This window comes from Xanthomonas sp. JAI131, assembly GCF_013410075.1.
Classification (GTDB): Bacteria; Pseudomonadota; Gammaproteobacteria; order Xanthomonadales; family Xanthomonadaceae; genus Xanthomonas_A; species Xanthomonas_A bonasiae.
Genome location: NZ_JACCCN010000001.1, coordinates 111,743 through 125,177 on the forward strand (window position 1 = coordinate 111,743; position 13,435 = coordinate 125,177).

Annotated in this window: 15 protein-coding genes; 4 read left to right on the plus strand and 11 right to left on the minus strand. The window is 70.8% G+C overall.

Annotation, left to right across the window (positions count from 1 at the left end):
• Positions 1-67: 67 nt before the first annotated feature.
• The gene (locus HDC36_RS00495; protein WP_179563728.1) at positions 68-334 is read left to right on the plus strand and encodes a DksA/TraR family C4-type zinc finger protein; all 267 of its coding nucleotides are present in this window, start codon (positions 68-70) and stop codon (positions 332-334) included.
• A 6-nt stretch (positions 335-340) separates the two neighbouring features.
• Here HDC36_RS00495 and HDC36_RS00500 read toward each other — a convergent pair whose 3' ends face one another.
• The 9 genes from HDC36_RS00500 to HDC36_RS00540 all read right to left on the minus strand — a co-directional run bounded on the left by HDC36_RS00500 (position 341) and on the right by HDC36_RS00540 (position 6,871).
• Positions 341-613, minus strand: coding sequence for a DUF2789 domain-containing protein (locus HDC36_RS00500; protein WP_179563729.1), 273 nt, complete (start codon positions 611-613; stop codon positions 341-343).
• Positions 614-717: 104 nt separating this feature from the next.
• Complete coding sequence (locus HDC36_RS00505) at positions 718-1,296, minus strand: mechanosensitive ion channel family protein (RefSeq protein ID WP_179563730.1); 579 nt, start codon at positions 1,294-1,296, stop codon at positions 718-720.
• A gap of 132 nt (positions 1,297-1,428) precedes the next feature.
• Complete coding sequence (locus HDC36_RS00510) at positions 1,429-2,223, minus strand: EAL domain-containing protein (RefSeq protein ID WP_179563731.1); 795 nt, start codon at positions 2,221-2,223, stop codon at positions 1,429-1,431.
• Positions 2,224-2,320: 97 nt separating this feature from the next.
• Positions 2,321-2,518, minus strand: a complete 198-nt coding sequence (locus tag HDC36_RS00515; RefSeq protein ID WP_179563732.1) for a hypothetical protein — start codon at positions 2,516-2,518, stop codon at positions 2,321-2,323.
• A gap of 16 nt (positions 2,519-2,534) precedes the next feature.
• Positions 2,535-2,870 carry a YkgJ family cysteine cluster protein gene (locus tag HDC36_RS00520; protein WP_179563733.1) on the minus strand — a complete coding sequence of 112 codons (336 nt, stop codon included), beginning with the start codon at positions 2,868-2,870 and terminating at the stop codon, positions 2,535-2,537.
• Positions 2,867-3,547: a methyltransferase domain-containing protein gene (locus HDC36_RS00525; protein ID WP_179563734.1), complete on the minus strand. Its 681-nt coding sequence runs from the start codon at positions 3,545-3,547 to the stop codon at positions 2,867-2,869. The genes HDC36_RS00520 and HDC36_RS00525 overlap by 4 nt, the downstream gene beginning before the upstream one ends.
• Positions 3,548-3,789: 242 nt before the next feature.
• A complete protein-coding gene (locus HDC36_RS00530) occupies positions 3,790-5,148 on the minus strand; it encodes an Hsp70 family protein (protein WP_179563735.1) in 1,359 nt (452 codons plus the stop codon).
• 172 nt (positions 5,149-5,320) lie between these two features.
• Positions 5,321-5,791: a peptidylprolyl isomerase gene (locus HDC36_RS00535; RefSeq protein ID WP_179563736.1), complete on the minus strand. Its 471-nt coding sequence runs from the start codon at positions 5,789-5,791 to the stop codon at positions 5,321-5,323.
• A gap of 123 nt (positions 5,792-5,914) precedes the next feature.
• Positions 5,915-6,871: a cation diffusion facilitator family transporter gene (locus HDC36_RS00540; RefSeq protein ID WP_179563737.1), complete on the minus strand. Its 957-nt coding sequence runs from the start codon at positions 6,869-6,871 to the stop codon at positions 5,915-5,917.
• A 101-nt stretch (positions 6,872-6,972) separates the two neighbouring features.
• On the opposite strand from HDC36_RS00540, the gene HDC36_RS00545 reads away from it, so the two are divergent.
• Complete coding sequence (locus tag HDC36_RS00545) at positions 6,973-7,314, plus strand: zinc ribbon domain-containing protein YjdM (protein WP_179563738.1); 342 nt, start codon at positions 6,973-6,975, stop codon at positions 7,312-7,314.
• Positions 7,315-7,466: 152 nt separating this feature from the next.
• On the opposite strand, the gene HDC36_RS00550 is transcribed toward HDC36_RS00545, so the two are convergent.
• Both HDC36_RS00550 and HDC36_RS00555 read right to left on the minus strand, forming a co-directional pair.
• Positions 7,467-8,660 (minus strand): MFS transporter, encoded by a 1,194-nt coding sequence (locus tag HDC36_RS00550; RefSeq protein ID WP_179563739.1) that lies wholly within the window; start codon positions 8,658-8,660, stop codon positions 7,467-7,469.
• Complete coding sequence (locus tag HDC36_RS00555; RefSeq protein ID WP_179563740.1) at positions 8,657-9,850, minus strand: serine hydrolase domain-containing protein; 1,194 nt, start codon at positions 9,848-9,850, stop codon at positions 8,657-8,659. The genes HDC36_RS00550 and HDC36_RS00555 overlap by 4 nt, the downstream gene beginning before the upstream one ends.
• A gap of 111 nt (positions 9,851-9,961) precedes the next feature.
• Here HDC36_RS00555 and HDC36_RS00560 point away from each other — a divergent pair, with 111 nt between their 5' ends.
• Entirely contained in the window at positions 9,962-10,840 is an 879-nt protein-coding gene (locus HDC36_RS00560; RefSeq protein WP_179563741.1) for a LysR family transcriptional regulator, read from the plus strand.
• Between the two features lie 83 nt (positions 10,841-10,923).
• A complete protein-coding gene (locus HDC36_RS00565) occupies positions 10,924-13,431 on the plus strand; it encodes an alpha/beta fold hydrolase (protein WP_179563742.1) in 2,508 nt (835 codons plus the stop codon).
• The last annotated feature ends 4 nt before the right edge of the window (positions 13,432-13,435 follow it).

The window sequence follows — 13,435 nt, forward strand, 5'->3', positions numbered from 1 at the left end:
CGCCTGCCATTGCATTGGCGGGCGCCGGCCGCATCATCGGAAACAGGCGACACAGCAGGAGACGGCGATGGCCACAGGGTGGGCAAACGACGGCGCGGTGCAGGACCAGATCGACGCCACCGTCGAAGATGCGATCAAGCGTGCGCGCAGCCAGCTGCCGCAGGGCCCGAGCCTGGAGCACTGCGAAGCCTGCGATGCGCCGATTCCCGAGGCGCGGCGCAAGGCGGTGCCCGGCGTGCGCCTGTGCGTGGCCTGCCAGGAAGCGCACGACCACGAACGGCACGAGCACAGCGGCTACAACCGCCGCGGCAGCAAGGACAGCCAGCTGCGCTGAGGCGACTCAGTCGTCGTTGGCGGCGGTGCTGACCGGCGGTACCGGCCGCGAATGCAGCGCGATGTTGAGTTGATCGACCACCATCGCCCAGTCGGCGTCGTCGATGCGTTCCTCGCGCAGCAACTGCGCCTGGGCCGGCGTCCAGAACGGCGCTTCTTCCAGTCGCATCGTGTCCGGCAGCGGCGAATGGCGGCCGATGAACTGGCGGATCTCGGTTTCGCTATTGGGCAGGCCCAACTGGGCGAACAGCTCGGCGAACGGGTGGACGGGTTGTTCCATGGGGCACCTTGTCGTTGGGGGCGCGTGCCGCGATGCGGCGGCGCACGAGCCAGGCACGATACCGCTCGTGCGATCAGTGTCTTGTTAGGACGTGCGCTTGCGCGCTAGCCTAGTCCCGGCGGCACCGGGTGGCCGCGCCAGCGCCGCGTGCTGCGCTGGAAGAACAGGCTGTTGGGAATCTGCAGCACGCTGTCGCCATCGTCGCCGCGGTTCTCGCGCAGCGTGGTGTAGATCAGGTTGATGTCCACCACCTGGCCCTTGAGTCCGGGCTTTTCGCCGTTCTCGAGCAGTTCGATGTGGTCGTGCAGGCGGAACGGCCGCGTGGCGAAGATCAGCAGCGTGCAGAAGATGTTCGACAGCACGCTCCAGGCCGCGAAGAACGCCACCGCCGCCACTGCGGCGAAGCCGGTGAACGCGGTCCACAGCACCGTGCCGGACACGCCGAGCCGGTCCAGGATCAGCAGCAGCGCCGTGCTGTAGATCACGAAGCCGCTGCCGCGGCGCGCCAGCATCGTCAGTTCGGGCGGCAGCGCGTGGTGCTCGCTCAGTCGCCGCACCAACCGCCGCAGCAACGTGCGCAACAGCCATGCGCCGAGCACGATCAGCGCGATCTGCGCGCTCGGCACGATCAGGTCCAGCCAGCGGTGGGCCCAGGGTGGCAGCATGGTGTGCAGCGAGGACATCGGCGGGTTCGGCATGGCGGGGGAGGCGCGATGGTCGCAATCGTCGCCGCATCGGGCAAGTGCGGATGGCGCCCGGTCGGCGCCATCGCCGCCACGCCGACGCTGCAGCGCAGGCGCGCTGCCGGGCGTCGCTCAGGCGGTCTGTTCCAGGCTGGCCCAGCGTTCCGCAGGGATCTCCGGCAGCGCCTCCAGCGCAGGCATCGCGAACAGGAAACCCTGGTACAGGTCGATGCCCAACGCGCGCAGCGTGCGGTACTCGGCGGGCGTTTCCACGCCCTCGGCAAGCACCTGGCAACCCAGTGCGGCCGCCATGCCGACGATGCCGGCGACGATATGCCGGCGCGGCGCGCTGGTATCGATGTCGCGGATCAGGGCCATGTCCAGCTTGAGCAGATGCGGCTGGAAATTGGCGAGCAGGTTGAGCCCGGAGTGACCGGCACCGAAATCGTCGATCGCGGTCAGGAATCCGCGCTGCGCGTAGTCGCGCAGGATCCGCACCACCTTGCTGAGATCGCGGATGTGCTCGGACTCGCTCATCTCGAAGATCAGATCGCCGGTCGGCACGCCGTAGCGCTCGGCCGCGGCCAGGGTCAGGCGGATGCAGGTCGCCGGTTCGTAGACCGCATTGGGAATGAAATTGATCGACAGCCGGGTGCGCAGGCCCAGCCGCGCCGCGGTGGCGATCGCCTGCACCCGGCAGGTCTGGTCGAAGCGGTACAGCTGCTGCGGGCCGACCCGCGCCAACACCGCGGCCGCGCCGCTGCCGTCCTCGCCGCGGACCAGCGCCTCGTAGGCGTAGATCGTGCGCGCGCGCGCATCGACGATCGGCTGGAACGCCATGCGGATGCCGAAGTCGAGCGGTTCGCCATCGCGGCAATTGCCGCAGGCCGGCTGGCCCAGTTCAGCGGAGAGGGATCGCAGGAGCATGCTACGTGCGTCTACCGCAGCGAAGAGGCCTGGATTATCGGCCGGCGCCGTGAAGACGGCGCCGACATCGGCTGCGGCGGTGCCGCAGCGCGCGGGCTCAGCCGGCTTCGGCTTCGTCGACTTTCTTCAGCACGCGGGTGGTGCCGAGCACTTCGACGCGGCCGCCGGCCTTGCGGAACGCGGCCATGTCGGCCTCGATACGCTCGCGGCTGAGGCCTTTCTGCGCCTTGTCGCCGGCGCCGCTGCGTGCGGTCTTGGCGGTCGGGGGCGGGGTCTTGCTGGTGGGACGTGCCATGGTGAATCTCCTGGAGTCAGTACATCGTCAGGGGAATGCCGCGCGCCAACTGATCGTTGTGGATGCGGCGGATGTCGCGGCAATACGGGCCGGCCATCGTGAACTTGCGGCAGATCGCCGGGCGCTGTTCGTAGATCGAGCAGCACATGCGCTTGCTGTCCACCGCCACGCACCAGCCGTCCTCGTCGCGGGCCATCACGTGCAGGCCCTCGGCGGTATGCTCGGTGTAGTGGTCGGGCACCTTGTCGTCGGGCATCAGCAGCACGGTCAGGCGGCAGCAGATCGCGTCGCAGCGGTCGCAGGCGACGGATTTTTCGGCCGGGGCGCGCGGTGTTGCCGGTTGCGCGCTCACGCGTTGCCGCCGATGGGCATGGCATCGCGGCGAAAGCGCAATACGCGGCCGCGGTAGGGCGGCAGATCGTCCGGACCCAACGGCATTTCGCGCTGTTCGCTGAGCGCATAGCCCTGCGTGGCCAGCGCGCGGGTCAGCGCGGCGCTGTTGCCGCGGCCCGGATCGGCGATCAGCACTTCCGCGCTCGCCGTCGCATGCCGCGCCAGCAACTCGGCCAGCAGCGCCGGATGCTGGTGTTCGTACAGCACGTCGCTGCCGATGATCACGTCGAAACGGCCCAGCTCGAGGTTGGGCTGGTCCCAGTCGAGGCGGCGGTACGGTACCGCGGGCATTTCGTTGAGCGCGGCGTTGTAGGCCAGGAACACCTCGGTCAGCGGATGGCGGTCGCTGGCGACGATGTCGGCGCCGCGGCGGCGCAGCACCAGGCTGGCCAGGCCCAGGCCGCAGCCGATCTCGAGGATGCGCTTGCCGCCGAAGTCGTACAGCGCCATCGCTTCGGCGAGCAGCCGCCCGGCCGGCCACACGTTGCCGAACAGGCTCCATTGCGCCGAGGAAATGCCGGCCGCTTCGGCCTGCGCGTCGGGATCGGAGAACTGTTGGGTGTCGAGCAGCGAACGGATGCGATAGTCCTGGCCGCCCAGGTTGAGCGTGTTGATCTGGGTGGTGTAGCCGGACACAGGCGCTCCCGGTGGATCCGGCCCGAAGCGGGACGGAGGCTGGCGCGAGAAGAGGGGCGAGTCGGGCGACAGAAACGGCCGGACGAGACGCGTGTAGAAACGTGACGCTGAAGCGTGACCGCGCATATTACGCCAGTCGCGCCTCTTGCGTATGAACGGAACCTGCGCTAGCGCCTTGCGCACGCGCGGCCGCGCCAGCGCGCGCTGCGGCGCGGTTGGCGAGACGCCGCGGGCTGCGCCGGTCAGCGCTGCGCGGCGGCCAGGGCCAGGCCCTGGACCACGCCGAACGAAGGATCGCCGTGCACCAGGCGCGCCTGCGGGAACGCGGCGGCGACCACCTGCTGGATGTAGCCGGCGCGCGACATGCCGCCGGTCAGGAACACCGCGGCCGGATCGCAGGCGATGTCGCTGCGGACCTGCGCGAGCAGTTCGCCCAGCGCTTCCAGATAGCTGCGTGCGGCGTGGGTCAGCTCGTCGGCCCGCACCTGCACCTGCAGCCCGGCTTCGATGTAATCCAGCGCCTCCTCGTGCTGCGCGCTGTCGCTGAGAAGGATCTTGCTGCGCTCCACCGCGCGGTACAGGCGCGCGGTGTTGCCGGTGTCCTGCAACGCCTGCAGCCGCGTGTCGTACGGGTGCGGCACGTCGTCGTAGCGATGCTGGCGGAAATCGCGCTGGCGCGTGGTGTCCTGCACCATCGCCGCTTCGACGTAGTGGTGCGCCGGCACGCGGGTGCTGCCGCGGCCGAACAGCGGCATGTAGCTGGCCAGGCTCAGCGCCAGGTCGATGTCGGTACCGCCGCGGGCGATGCCCCAGGCGCGATGCACCTGCGGCGCGCCGTCGCCGCCGACACTGGCGTGGGCGATGTCGGTGGTGCCGCCGCCGATGTCCACCACCACCGTGTCGTGGCGCTCGCCGCTGCCGGCGTGGTAGTGCATCGCCGCGGCGGCGGGTTCTTCCAGGAACGCGATGTCGTCGAAGCCGGCGGCGATCGCGGCGCTGTGCAGGATATCCAGCGCCTGCGCGTTGCCGGCCTCGCCGATCGAGCTGCGGAACTGCACCGGGCGCCCGAGCAGCGCGCTGCGCACCTGCATGCCGAGTTGCTGCGAGGCGGTCAGGCGGATGTGCTCGAGGATGTGCGTGGCGATGCCGGTAATGGTCTGCTTGGCGCGCGGATGCAGGTTGTAGCCGAGCATCGATTTCGGACTCTGCACCAGGCTGCCTTCGCCTTCGACGAAATACGCGTCCAGCGCCGCGTCGCCGTACACCGCGTTCTGCAGCAGCGCCGCGGAACTGCGCGGCTCGCGCATCTGCGCTTCCATCCATTGCCGGCGCACCACGCGGATCGCGTCGCGACGCAACTCGTCGCGGCTGCGCTCGCGGCCGGCGGCGGCGGCATCGCGGCGGCCGGCCTCGATCAGCTCGTCCACCTGCCGCTCCAGCACCGGGGTCAGCTCGAAATCAGACGGATCGCGCATCACTTCCGGGAAGTACACGGTGGTGCGGAACTGGTGCTGGTCGCCGAAGCCGATCGGCACCACGCGGCCATCGATCACCGCGGCGGCGGCGGAGTTGCTGGTACCGAAATCGATGCCGAGTCTCATGTCGCTGCGGGGCCGGGCAGGGGGCCGCGCACTGTGCGGCAAGCCGCAGCGCGGCGCAAGCCGGCGGCGGCCGCTTGCCGGGGCGTGGCCGCGCCTGTCGCTGCCGCCGCCGCACAATGCACGAGGCCCGCGATTGCGGGCCTCGTGCGGTTGCAAGCCGGGATGCGGGCGGTTACAGCGCCGCGCCCGCGTGGCCCTGGTTCTTTTCCTGCTCGGTGGCATCGCGCACGCCGGCCACTTCCACCGCGAAATGCAGCACCTGCCCGGCCAGCGGATGGTTGCCGTCGATGGTCACCAGCTCCGCGCCGACCTCGGTGACCGTGACCAGCAGCGGGCCCTGGTCGGTCTGCGCCTGGAACTGCATGCCGGGCTGCAGGCCCTCGGCATCCGGGAACGAGCTGCGCGGCACCTGCTGCTGCAGTTGCTCGTGGCGCGGGCCGTAGCCTTCGGCCGGAATCACGTCGACCTGCACGCGTTCGCCGGGGCGCTTGCCGGTCAGTGCCTTTTCCAGCCCAGGCACGATGTTGCCGGCGCCGTGCAGATAGCTCAGCGGATTGTCCGGCGCGGATTGATCGATCACCTCGCCGGCGTCGTCGGTCAGGGTGTAGTGGATGGTGGCGACAAGGCCATTGGCGATCTCCATGGGAAACCTCATTCAGTAGGAAGTGGGATACGCCGGCACAGTCACAGCGCGATGGGAGGTGCTACCCGAATACCCTAACGAAAAGCGGCGGCGGATCGCAAGTCTGTGCGCCGGATCGCGCGTTCAGGCCGGCGGCGGGGCGCGCAACGCGCTGCGTCGCGCCCGCCACGCCTCGGGCGTCTGTGGCTTGACGAACAGCGACTGCAATTCGGGGTGCTCGGCGCGCGCGGCGCGTTCGATGCGTTCGATGCAGGCCTCGATCTGCGCGGTGCTGCGCTGGTCCTCGAACTCGGCGCTGAGCGCGGCGACCACCTGTTCGGGCCCCATCTGCACGCTCAGCACGCCGTTGACCGCGCGCACGTCCGGATCGGCGCCGGCGATGCGGCGCAAGGCATCGCTCAGCGGTCGCGCCGCCGGTTCGCCGATCAGCAGGCCCTTGCTCTCGCGCGCCAGCACGAAGGCCGAACAGGCCAGCACCGCGGCGATGCCGATCGAGGCCACGCCGTCCAGCTCGGGCATCTGCAGCCACTGCGCCGCCAGCAGGCCGAGCAAGGCGATGAACAGGCCGATCAGCGCGGCGCTGTCTTCCAGCAGCACGGTGAACAGGCTCGGGTCCTTGCTCTCGCGGAACGCCTGCACGTAGCCCATGGCGCCCTTGCGCGCGCGGAACTCGCGCAGCGACACCCACCACGAACCGCCCTCGAACAGGATCGACAGGCCCAGCACCACGTAGTTGAGGGTGTGGTTGCTGGCCGGCTCCGGATTGCGGACATGCGCGATGCCTTCGTAGAGCGACACCCCGGCGCCGAGCGCGAACACCAGCAGGGCGACGATGAAACTCCAGAAATACAGCTCGCGCCCGTAGCCGAACGGATGGCTGGCATCGGCAGGCCGCGCGGCGCGGCGCAGGCCGTACAGCAGCAACAGCTCGTTGACCGTATCCACCAGCGAATGCACGCCTTCGCTGAGCATCGCCGAACTGCCGGACAACGCGGCGGCGACGAACTTGGCGATGGCGATGGCCAGGTTGCCGGCGAGCGCGGCATAGATCGCGAAGCGGGAACCGGAAGCGGCGGACATGGGATTCCTGCGGGAAGAGCGGCCGGGGCCGCGGCACGCGGCGGCGTGGAGCGGGCGGCTACAATAGGCGTCCTCCCGTCGTCGCCGTATCAAGGAACGCCATGTCCGCCGCACCCGCCTGTCCGCAATGCACCCTGCAAAACACCTATGTCGACGGGGCGCTGTGGATCTGCGCCGACTGCGGCTACGAATGGCCGGCGGCGGCGGACACCGCAGCCGCCGCGGAAACAGTGGTGCGCGACAGCAACGGCAACGTGCTGCAGGCCGGCGACACCGTGGTGGTGATCAAGGACCTGAAGGTCAAGGGCTCGTCGATCCCGCTGAAGCAGGGCACGGTGATCCGCGGCATCCGCCTGGTCGAGGACGATGCCGAGCACATCGAAGGCAATTCGGACAAGATCAAGGGCCTGGTGCTGAAGACCTGCTTCCTGCGCAAGGCCTGAGCCGCGTCGGCCGCCGGCGCCGGCATCGCGTTCGCGGCGAGCAGCGGCGGTGCGCGGCGCCGCGTAGCGGGCGTTGCGCACGGGACGCCGGCACTCGGCACGCGCATGGCCGGCGCCGGTGGTGGCGCTGCGGCTCACTCGTCGGCGTTCGCTCAGCCGTGCCGGCGTTGCGCGAATGCCCACGCCAGCACCAGCAGCGCCAGCGCCACCCAGGACAGGGCGGCGGCGCCGGAACGCTGCAGCAATGCGCCGCCGAGCATGCCGCCGCCGGCGATCGCCAGGTTCCAGCCGGTGACCACCAGCGACTGCGCCAGATCGGCGGCGTCGCCGGCACGGCGCGCGATCGCGGTCTGGAACAACGTGGCGCAGCCGCCGAACGCCACGCCCCAGGTCGCCAGCGCCACCGCCAGCAACGCCGGCGAACGCGGCCACAGCGCCATCGCCAGCACGGCGAGCGCGAACAGGCCGATGCTGGCCAGCAGCAGCGGCCGCATCCAGCGGTCGATCCATACGCCGACCACGACGATGCCCAGCAGCGAGGCCGCGCCGAACAACAGCAGGCAGCGGTCCAGCGCCGCCGCCGCGGTCGACAGCGCCAGCAGCGGCGCCACGTAGGTGTAGAGCAGGTTGTGCGCGAGCACGAACAACAGCATCACCGCCAGCACCTGGGCCACGCCGCGCAGGCCCAGCACGCGGCGCAGCGGCAGCGCCGCAGTCGCCGCCTGGCCGGCGAAATCGGGCAGCGCGCCGCGCGCCCAGCCGAGCAGGCCCAGGCTCAGCAGCGACATCGCGCCGAACGTCCAGCGCCAGCCCCACTGTTGCCCGAGCAGGGTGCCGGCCGGCACGCCCAGCGCCAGCGCCAGCGGCGTGCCGACCATCGCCACCGCGATCGCGCGGCCCTGCTGCGCCGGCGCCACCATCCGGCGCGCGTAGCCGGCCAGCAGCGCCCACAGCAACCCGGCGCTGACCCCTGCGAGCAGGCGCGCGGCCAGGATCAACGGATAGCTGGCGGAGATCGCGGTGACCGTGTTGGCCAGCGCGAAGCCTGTGATGGCGAGCAGCAGCAACGGGCGCCGCCGGTAGCGGCGGGTGGCGGCGGTGAGTGGGATCGCCGCCAGCAGCGAGCCGAGCGCGTAGAGCGTGACCAACTGGCCGACCCAGGCTTCGCCGACGCCCAGCCCCGCCGCCATCGCCGGCAGCAGGCCGGCCGGCAGCGCTTCGGTGAGGATGGTGATGAAGCCGGCGCAGGCCAGCGCCAGCAATCCGTTCCAGGGCAGGCGCCGCGCCGCCGGCGGCGCGGTCGCGGCGGACGCAGCCGGGCACGGCACGAGGCATTCGCCGCTCATGCCGATACCTCGCGCAGGCTGGCGTAGACCGCGTCGCGCAGCTCGACCACGAACGCCCCGGACATGCCTTCGTACAGCGTGTTGGTCAACGCCACCACGCTCAGCTGCCGCGCCGGATCGACGAACCAGTTGTGCCCGTAGGCGCCGCCCCAGCGCCAGGTGCCGGGCGCTTCCGGGGTCGCGGTCGGCGCGGGATCGCGCAGCACCGCAAAGCCCAGGCCGTAGCCCCAGCCGGGCCCGTCCGGCGGGCCGAAGTCGCCGGCCTGCGCGCGGCCCATCTCGGTGACCAGCGCGGCCGGCAGCAGTGGCGCGCCGCCGCCGCGCAGCGTCTCGAGCAGGCGCAGCACGTCGCCGGCGTTGCCGACCATGCCCGCGCCGGCGGAAGCGAACGCGTCGCGGTCCAGCGCACGCGAGGGATGGAACACGATGCCGGCGCCCTCGGCGAACGGCGCGACGACTTCGCCTTCGCCCAGCCGGTGCGGCGCCGGGGCGCCGTTGACGTAGGGCACGGCCAGGCGGGCCGCGTCCTCGGCATGGAAGGCGGTGGCGTGCATGCCCAGCGGCGCGGTGACCAGGTCGCGCACCAATGCCGGCAACGCCTGGCCGCTGGCCGCCTGCAGCACCGCGCCGAGCACGTCGATCGACAACGAATAGCCCCAGCCGGTGCCGGGCGCGTACTGCAGCGGCACCCCGGCGAGGCGGCGCAGGTTGTCTTCCAGGCTCAGCCCGCTGTTGTCCATGCCGTCGGAGACGCCGGCACGCGCATGCGCGCCGTCCGCCGGCTCCAGGAAGCGATAGCCGAGTCCGGCGCTGTGGCTGAGCAACTGGCGCAGGCTGATGTCCGGCACCCGTCCGTCGGGCAATGCGGGACGGAACCAGGGCAGCCAGCGCGCGACCGGCGCATCCAGCGCCAGGCGGCCCTGCGCGACCAGCACCAGTGCCGCCGTCGCCACCACCAGCTTGCTGACCGAGGCCAGGCGGAACGTCGTGTCCTCGCGCATCGGCCGCTGCGCCTCGCGGTCGGCCCAGCCGGCGGCGCGGCGGTACAGGCAGGCGCCGCGGCGGGCGACCAGCACCACCGCACCGACCAGGCGTTGCTGGCGCAGCGCGGCGTCGATCGCGGCATCGAGCGGTGCGGCGTGGTGCGGCGACAGCGTCGGCGCAGGAGCGGCGGTGGGGGACGTGGGCATCGGCGCGACTCGTGGAGGGGGAGGTGCAGCGTGGGCGCATGCCGATTGCGGAAAAAGACGGGTAGAGTTCCTGGCTATGAGGACGTAAATGTCCGCAATGGTGGCGGTGCGATGGACAGTCTGGGCAGCCTGCGTGGCTTCGTACAGGTGGTGGAGAGTGGCGGCTTCGCCGAGGCCGGGCGGGTGCAGGGCCTGTCCGCGTCGGCGATGGCCAAGAGCGTGTCGCGCCTGGAGCAGTCGCTGGGCGTGCGTCTGTTCCATCGCAGCACCCGCAGCCTGACCCTGACCGCCGAAGGCCAGCTGTTCCTGCCACGCTGCCGGCGCATCCTGGCCGAGGCCGAAGCGGCGCGCGGCGAGCTGGGCAGCCTGGCCACGACGCCGAAGGGGCGGCTGCGGATCAGCCTGCCGATGAACAACAACGTGCTGCTGCCGGTGCTGGCCGACTTCATGCGCGCCTATCCGCAGATCCAGCTGGACCTGGATTTCGACGACCGTCTGGTGGACGTGATCGAGGAGGGCTTCGATGCGGTGCTGCGCGTGGCCGAGCCGGACGACTCGCGGCTGGCCTCGCGCCGCCTGGGCCGCTTCCGCCGCTGCCTGGTCGCCGCGCCGGACTACCTGCAGCGCTGCGGCACGCCGCTGCGGCCGGCCGATCTGCTCGCCCACCAGTGCCTGCACTACCGCTTCCGCAGCAGCGGGCGCCTGGAAGCCTGGCCGATGGGCGCGGCGGCAGCCGGCCTGCAGTTGCCGGTGTCGATGGTCTGCAACAACATCGAGACGCGGCTGAGCTTCGCCCTGCGCGGCTGCGGCATCGCCTTCCTGCCGGAGCACTCGGTGCGCGCGGAGCTTGCGGCCGGCACGCTGCGCACGCTGCTCGACGACTACGTCGACTCCACCGGCACCTTCCACCTGCTGTGGCCGTCCGGCCGGCACATGCTGCCGAAGCTGCGCGTGTTCGTCGATTTCCTCGGCGCGCGGCTGGTGCTCTAGCGGCTGCCGTAGGCGGCTGCGGCGCGGCTATGATGCGCGCTGGGCGCAGGGGGCTGCCGCCCGGCAAGGAAACAGGGGACATCATGGAAAAGCACGTTGTCGCGGCCGGCGGTCGCGTGGGGCGCCGGCTGGCGTGGCTGTTGCTGCTGGCGTTGTGCACGCTGGCATTGCCGGCGTGGGCGCGGATGCAGGAAGTCAAACCCGGGCAGACGCCGCAGCTGGCGCCCGACGAGGGCCTGGTGCTGGTCGCGGTGGATACCGATGTCGACCTGTACGGCGTGGAGTTGAACAAGGACGGCAAGATCTTCGGCGCCGGCACCATGTCCCAGCTCAAGCCGGGGATCAGCTACCGGCTGTACATCGCGCCGGTCGGCAACTACGCCTGGCGCAAGATCTCGCTGCTGCTGGGATTCAGTTACAACATGCGCGACAGCGACGAGTTCCGCTTCCGCATCCAGCCCGGACGCATCACCTATCCCGGCGACCTGTTGTTCCGGCCCAAGTCCCTGTTCAATTTCGACCTGGGCATGGTCAACCGTTCGCTGGCGGCGATGGACTGGCTGCAGCAGACCCATCCGGCAGTGTGGACGCACTACGAACTGGGCTATTCGGGGCACTATCCCGATCCGTTCCCACAGTTCTACCGCCAGGCGCTGGCCCAGCATCCCAACGCCACGCCGGCGGCGAAGGTGGCGTTGCGCGCGCCGCCGCCGCCGGCCGCAATGCCGATCGCCCCCGCCACCGTGTTCCGCGGCGGTCTGGTCAACGCGCTGGAGCTGAATCCGCGCGGCGACCTGTTGGCGCTGCAGCTGCACGAGCGCAAGGACGAATGGCGCATCGAACTGCTGGATCTGGCCAGCAACCAGCAGCGCCTGCTGGCCACCAGCGTCGAGCCGATCAAGCAACTGCTGTGGGCCGGCAACGATGCGCTGCTGTTCACCGTGCGCGTGCCGCATGGCCAGGACGTGGTGCGCGGCATGCGCGTGGATGTCGGCGCCGACGGCAAGCGCAAGTGGAGCGCGCTGACCCTGCCCGATGGCGGCTACATCGTCGATGCCTTGCCGCAGGCGCCCAACACGGTGCTGTACGCCACCACGCTGCGCAACGGCGACAACGCGGTGCAGTTGATGGACGTGTCCAGCCAGGCGGCGATCGACCGTTGGCGGCCGCGTTTCCAGGAACGGCTGAACATCGGCCTGGAACGCGACGTGGGCTGGCTGACCGACGGCAACGGGCGGCTGCGCCTGGCGGTGGTGCGGCGCGACGACGACTACGTGCTTCTGTACCGCGACGGCATGGGCGCGACCTACCGCGACGTGATGAGGCTCAGCGACCTGCGCGATTTCCAGCCGGTCGGGCTGTCCTTCGATGCCGGCGAGATCTACGCGGTGACCGACGAAGGGCGCGGCCAGCGCGATCTGGTCGCCTACGACGTCACCGCGCGCAAGATCGTGCGCACCCTGTTCAGCCAGCCCGGGGTCGATGTGGTCGACCTGATCCAGGGCCCGCGGCGCACGCCGATCGGGGTCACCTACTACGAGAGCGGGCGCCTGGTCACCCACTACTTCGAAAGCACCGACGAACGCCTCGGCCGCGCGCTGAGCGCCGCATTGCCCGGGCGCAACGTGCAGATCGCCGCGCGCAACGCGGACGGACGGCAGATGATCCTGTGGGCCGACGCCGCCGACCAGCCGCCGCAGCTGTACCACCTGGACCTGGACAAGCGCGCCGCCACGCCGATCGCCGAGGACATGCCGTGGCTGCAGGGCCTGCATTTCGCGCCCAGCGAGGTGCTCAAGTTCAAGGGCCGCGACGGGCTGCCGCTGGAAGCGTTCCTGACCCTGCCGCCGGGCGGCGGACGCAAGCCGCTGGTGGTGTTCCCGCACGGCGGGCCGATCGGCGTGGCCGATTCGCTGGGCTTCGATCCGGACACCCAGTTCCTGGCCTCGCTCGGCTATGCGGTGCTGCGGGTCAACTTCCGCGGCTCCGACGGCTACGGCCGCGCGTTCCGCGAAGCCGGGCGCGACGGTTTCGGCACGCTGATCGAGGACGACATCGACGCGGCGATCGAACAGGCGCTGGCGCGCTATCCGCTGGATGCGCAGCGCATGTGCGTGCTCGGCGCCAGTTATGGCGGGTACTCGGCGCTGGTGATGGCGATGCGCTGGCCGGCGCGTTTCCGTTGCGTGGCGTCGATCGCCGGGGTCGCCGACCGGATCCTGATCTACACCGCCAGCGACGGCGCGCGCGATGCCGACAGTCGCGCCGACCTGGAGCGGCTGCTGGGCAATCCGAACACGCAGCTGGAGCAGATGACCCGCACTTCGCCGCTGTACCGCTACGAGGCGATCAAGGTGCCGGTGCTGCTGGCGCACGGGCTGGAGGACCGGCGCGTGGACTACGAACACACCCGGCGCATGCTGCGGATGCTGGAGATGGCCGGCAACCCGCCGGTGGGTCTGACCTTCGCGGGCGAGGGCCACGGCTTCGCCGACGTCGATCACCGTGCCGCGCTGTGGAGCGGCGTGGCCGGCTTCCTGCAGGCGCATCTGTCTGCGGATGCGCCGCCGCAGCAGGCGGCGACGCCTTGAGGTG

Excerpts from the sequence above, each read along its gene's own strand:
- HDC36_RS00535 (WP_179563736.1), bottom strand. The coding sequence starts at position 5,791 with ATGGAGATCGCCAATGGCCTTGTCGCCACCATCCACTACACCCTGACC.
- HDC36_RS00560 (WP_179563741.1), top strand. The coding sequence starts at position 9,962 with ATGGACAGTCTGGGCAGCCTGCGTGGCTTCGTACAGGTGGTGGAGAGT.
- HDC36_RS00540 (WP_179563737.1), bottom strand. The coding sequence starts at position 6,871 with ATGTCCGCCGCTTCCGGTTCCCGCTTCGCGATCTATGCCGCGCTCGCC.
- HDC36_RS00500 (WP_179563729.1), bottom strand. The coding sequence starts at position 613 with ATGGAACAACCCGTCCACCCGTTCGCCGAGCTGTTCGCCCAGTTGGGC.
- HDC36_RS00555 (WP_179563740.1), bottom strand. The coding sequence starts at position 9,850 with ATGCCCACGTCCCCCACCGCCGCTCCTGCGCCGACGCTGTCGCCGCAC.
- HDC36_RS00530 (WP_179563735.1), bottom strand. The coding sequence starts at position 5,148 with ATGAGACTCGGCATCGATTTCGGTACCAGCAACTCCGCCGCCGCCGCG.
- HDC36_RS00545 (WP_179563738.1), top strand. The coding sequence starts at position 6,973 with ATGTCCGCCGCACCCGCCTGTCCGCAATGCACCCTGCAAAACACCTAT.
- HDC36_RS00565 (WP_179563742.1), top strand. The coding sequence starts at position 10,924 with ATGGAAAAGCACGTTGTCGCGGCCGGCGGTCGCGTGGGGCGCCGGCTG.
- HDC36_RS00495 (WP_179563728.1), top strand. The coding sequence starts at position 68 with ATGGCCACAGGGTGGGCAAACGACGGCGCGGTGCAGGACCAGATCGAC.
- HDC36_RS00505 (WP_179563730.1), bottom strand. The coding sequence starts at position 1,296 with ATGTCCTCGCTGCACACCATGCTGCCACCCTGGGCCCACCGCTGGCTG.
- HDC36_RS00550 (WP_179563739.1), bottom strand. The coding sequence starts at position 8,660 with ATGAGCGGCGAATGCCTCGTGCCGTGCCCGGCTGCGTCCGCCGCGACC.
- HDC36_RS00515 (WP_179563732.1), bottom strand. The coding sequence starts at position 2,518 with ATGGCACGTCCCACCAGCAAGACCCCGCCCCCGACCGCCAAGACCGCA.
- HDC36_RS00510 (WP_179563731.1), bottom strand. The coding sequence starts at position 2,223 with ATGCTCCTGCGATCCCTCTCCGCTGAACTGGGCCAGCCGGCCTGCGGC.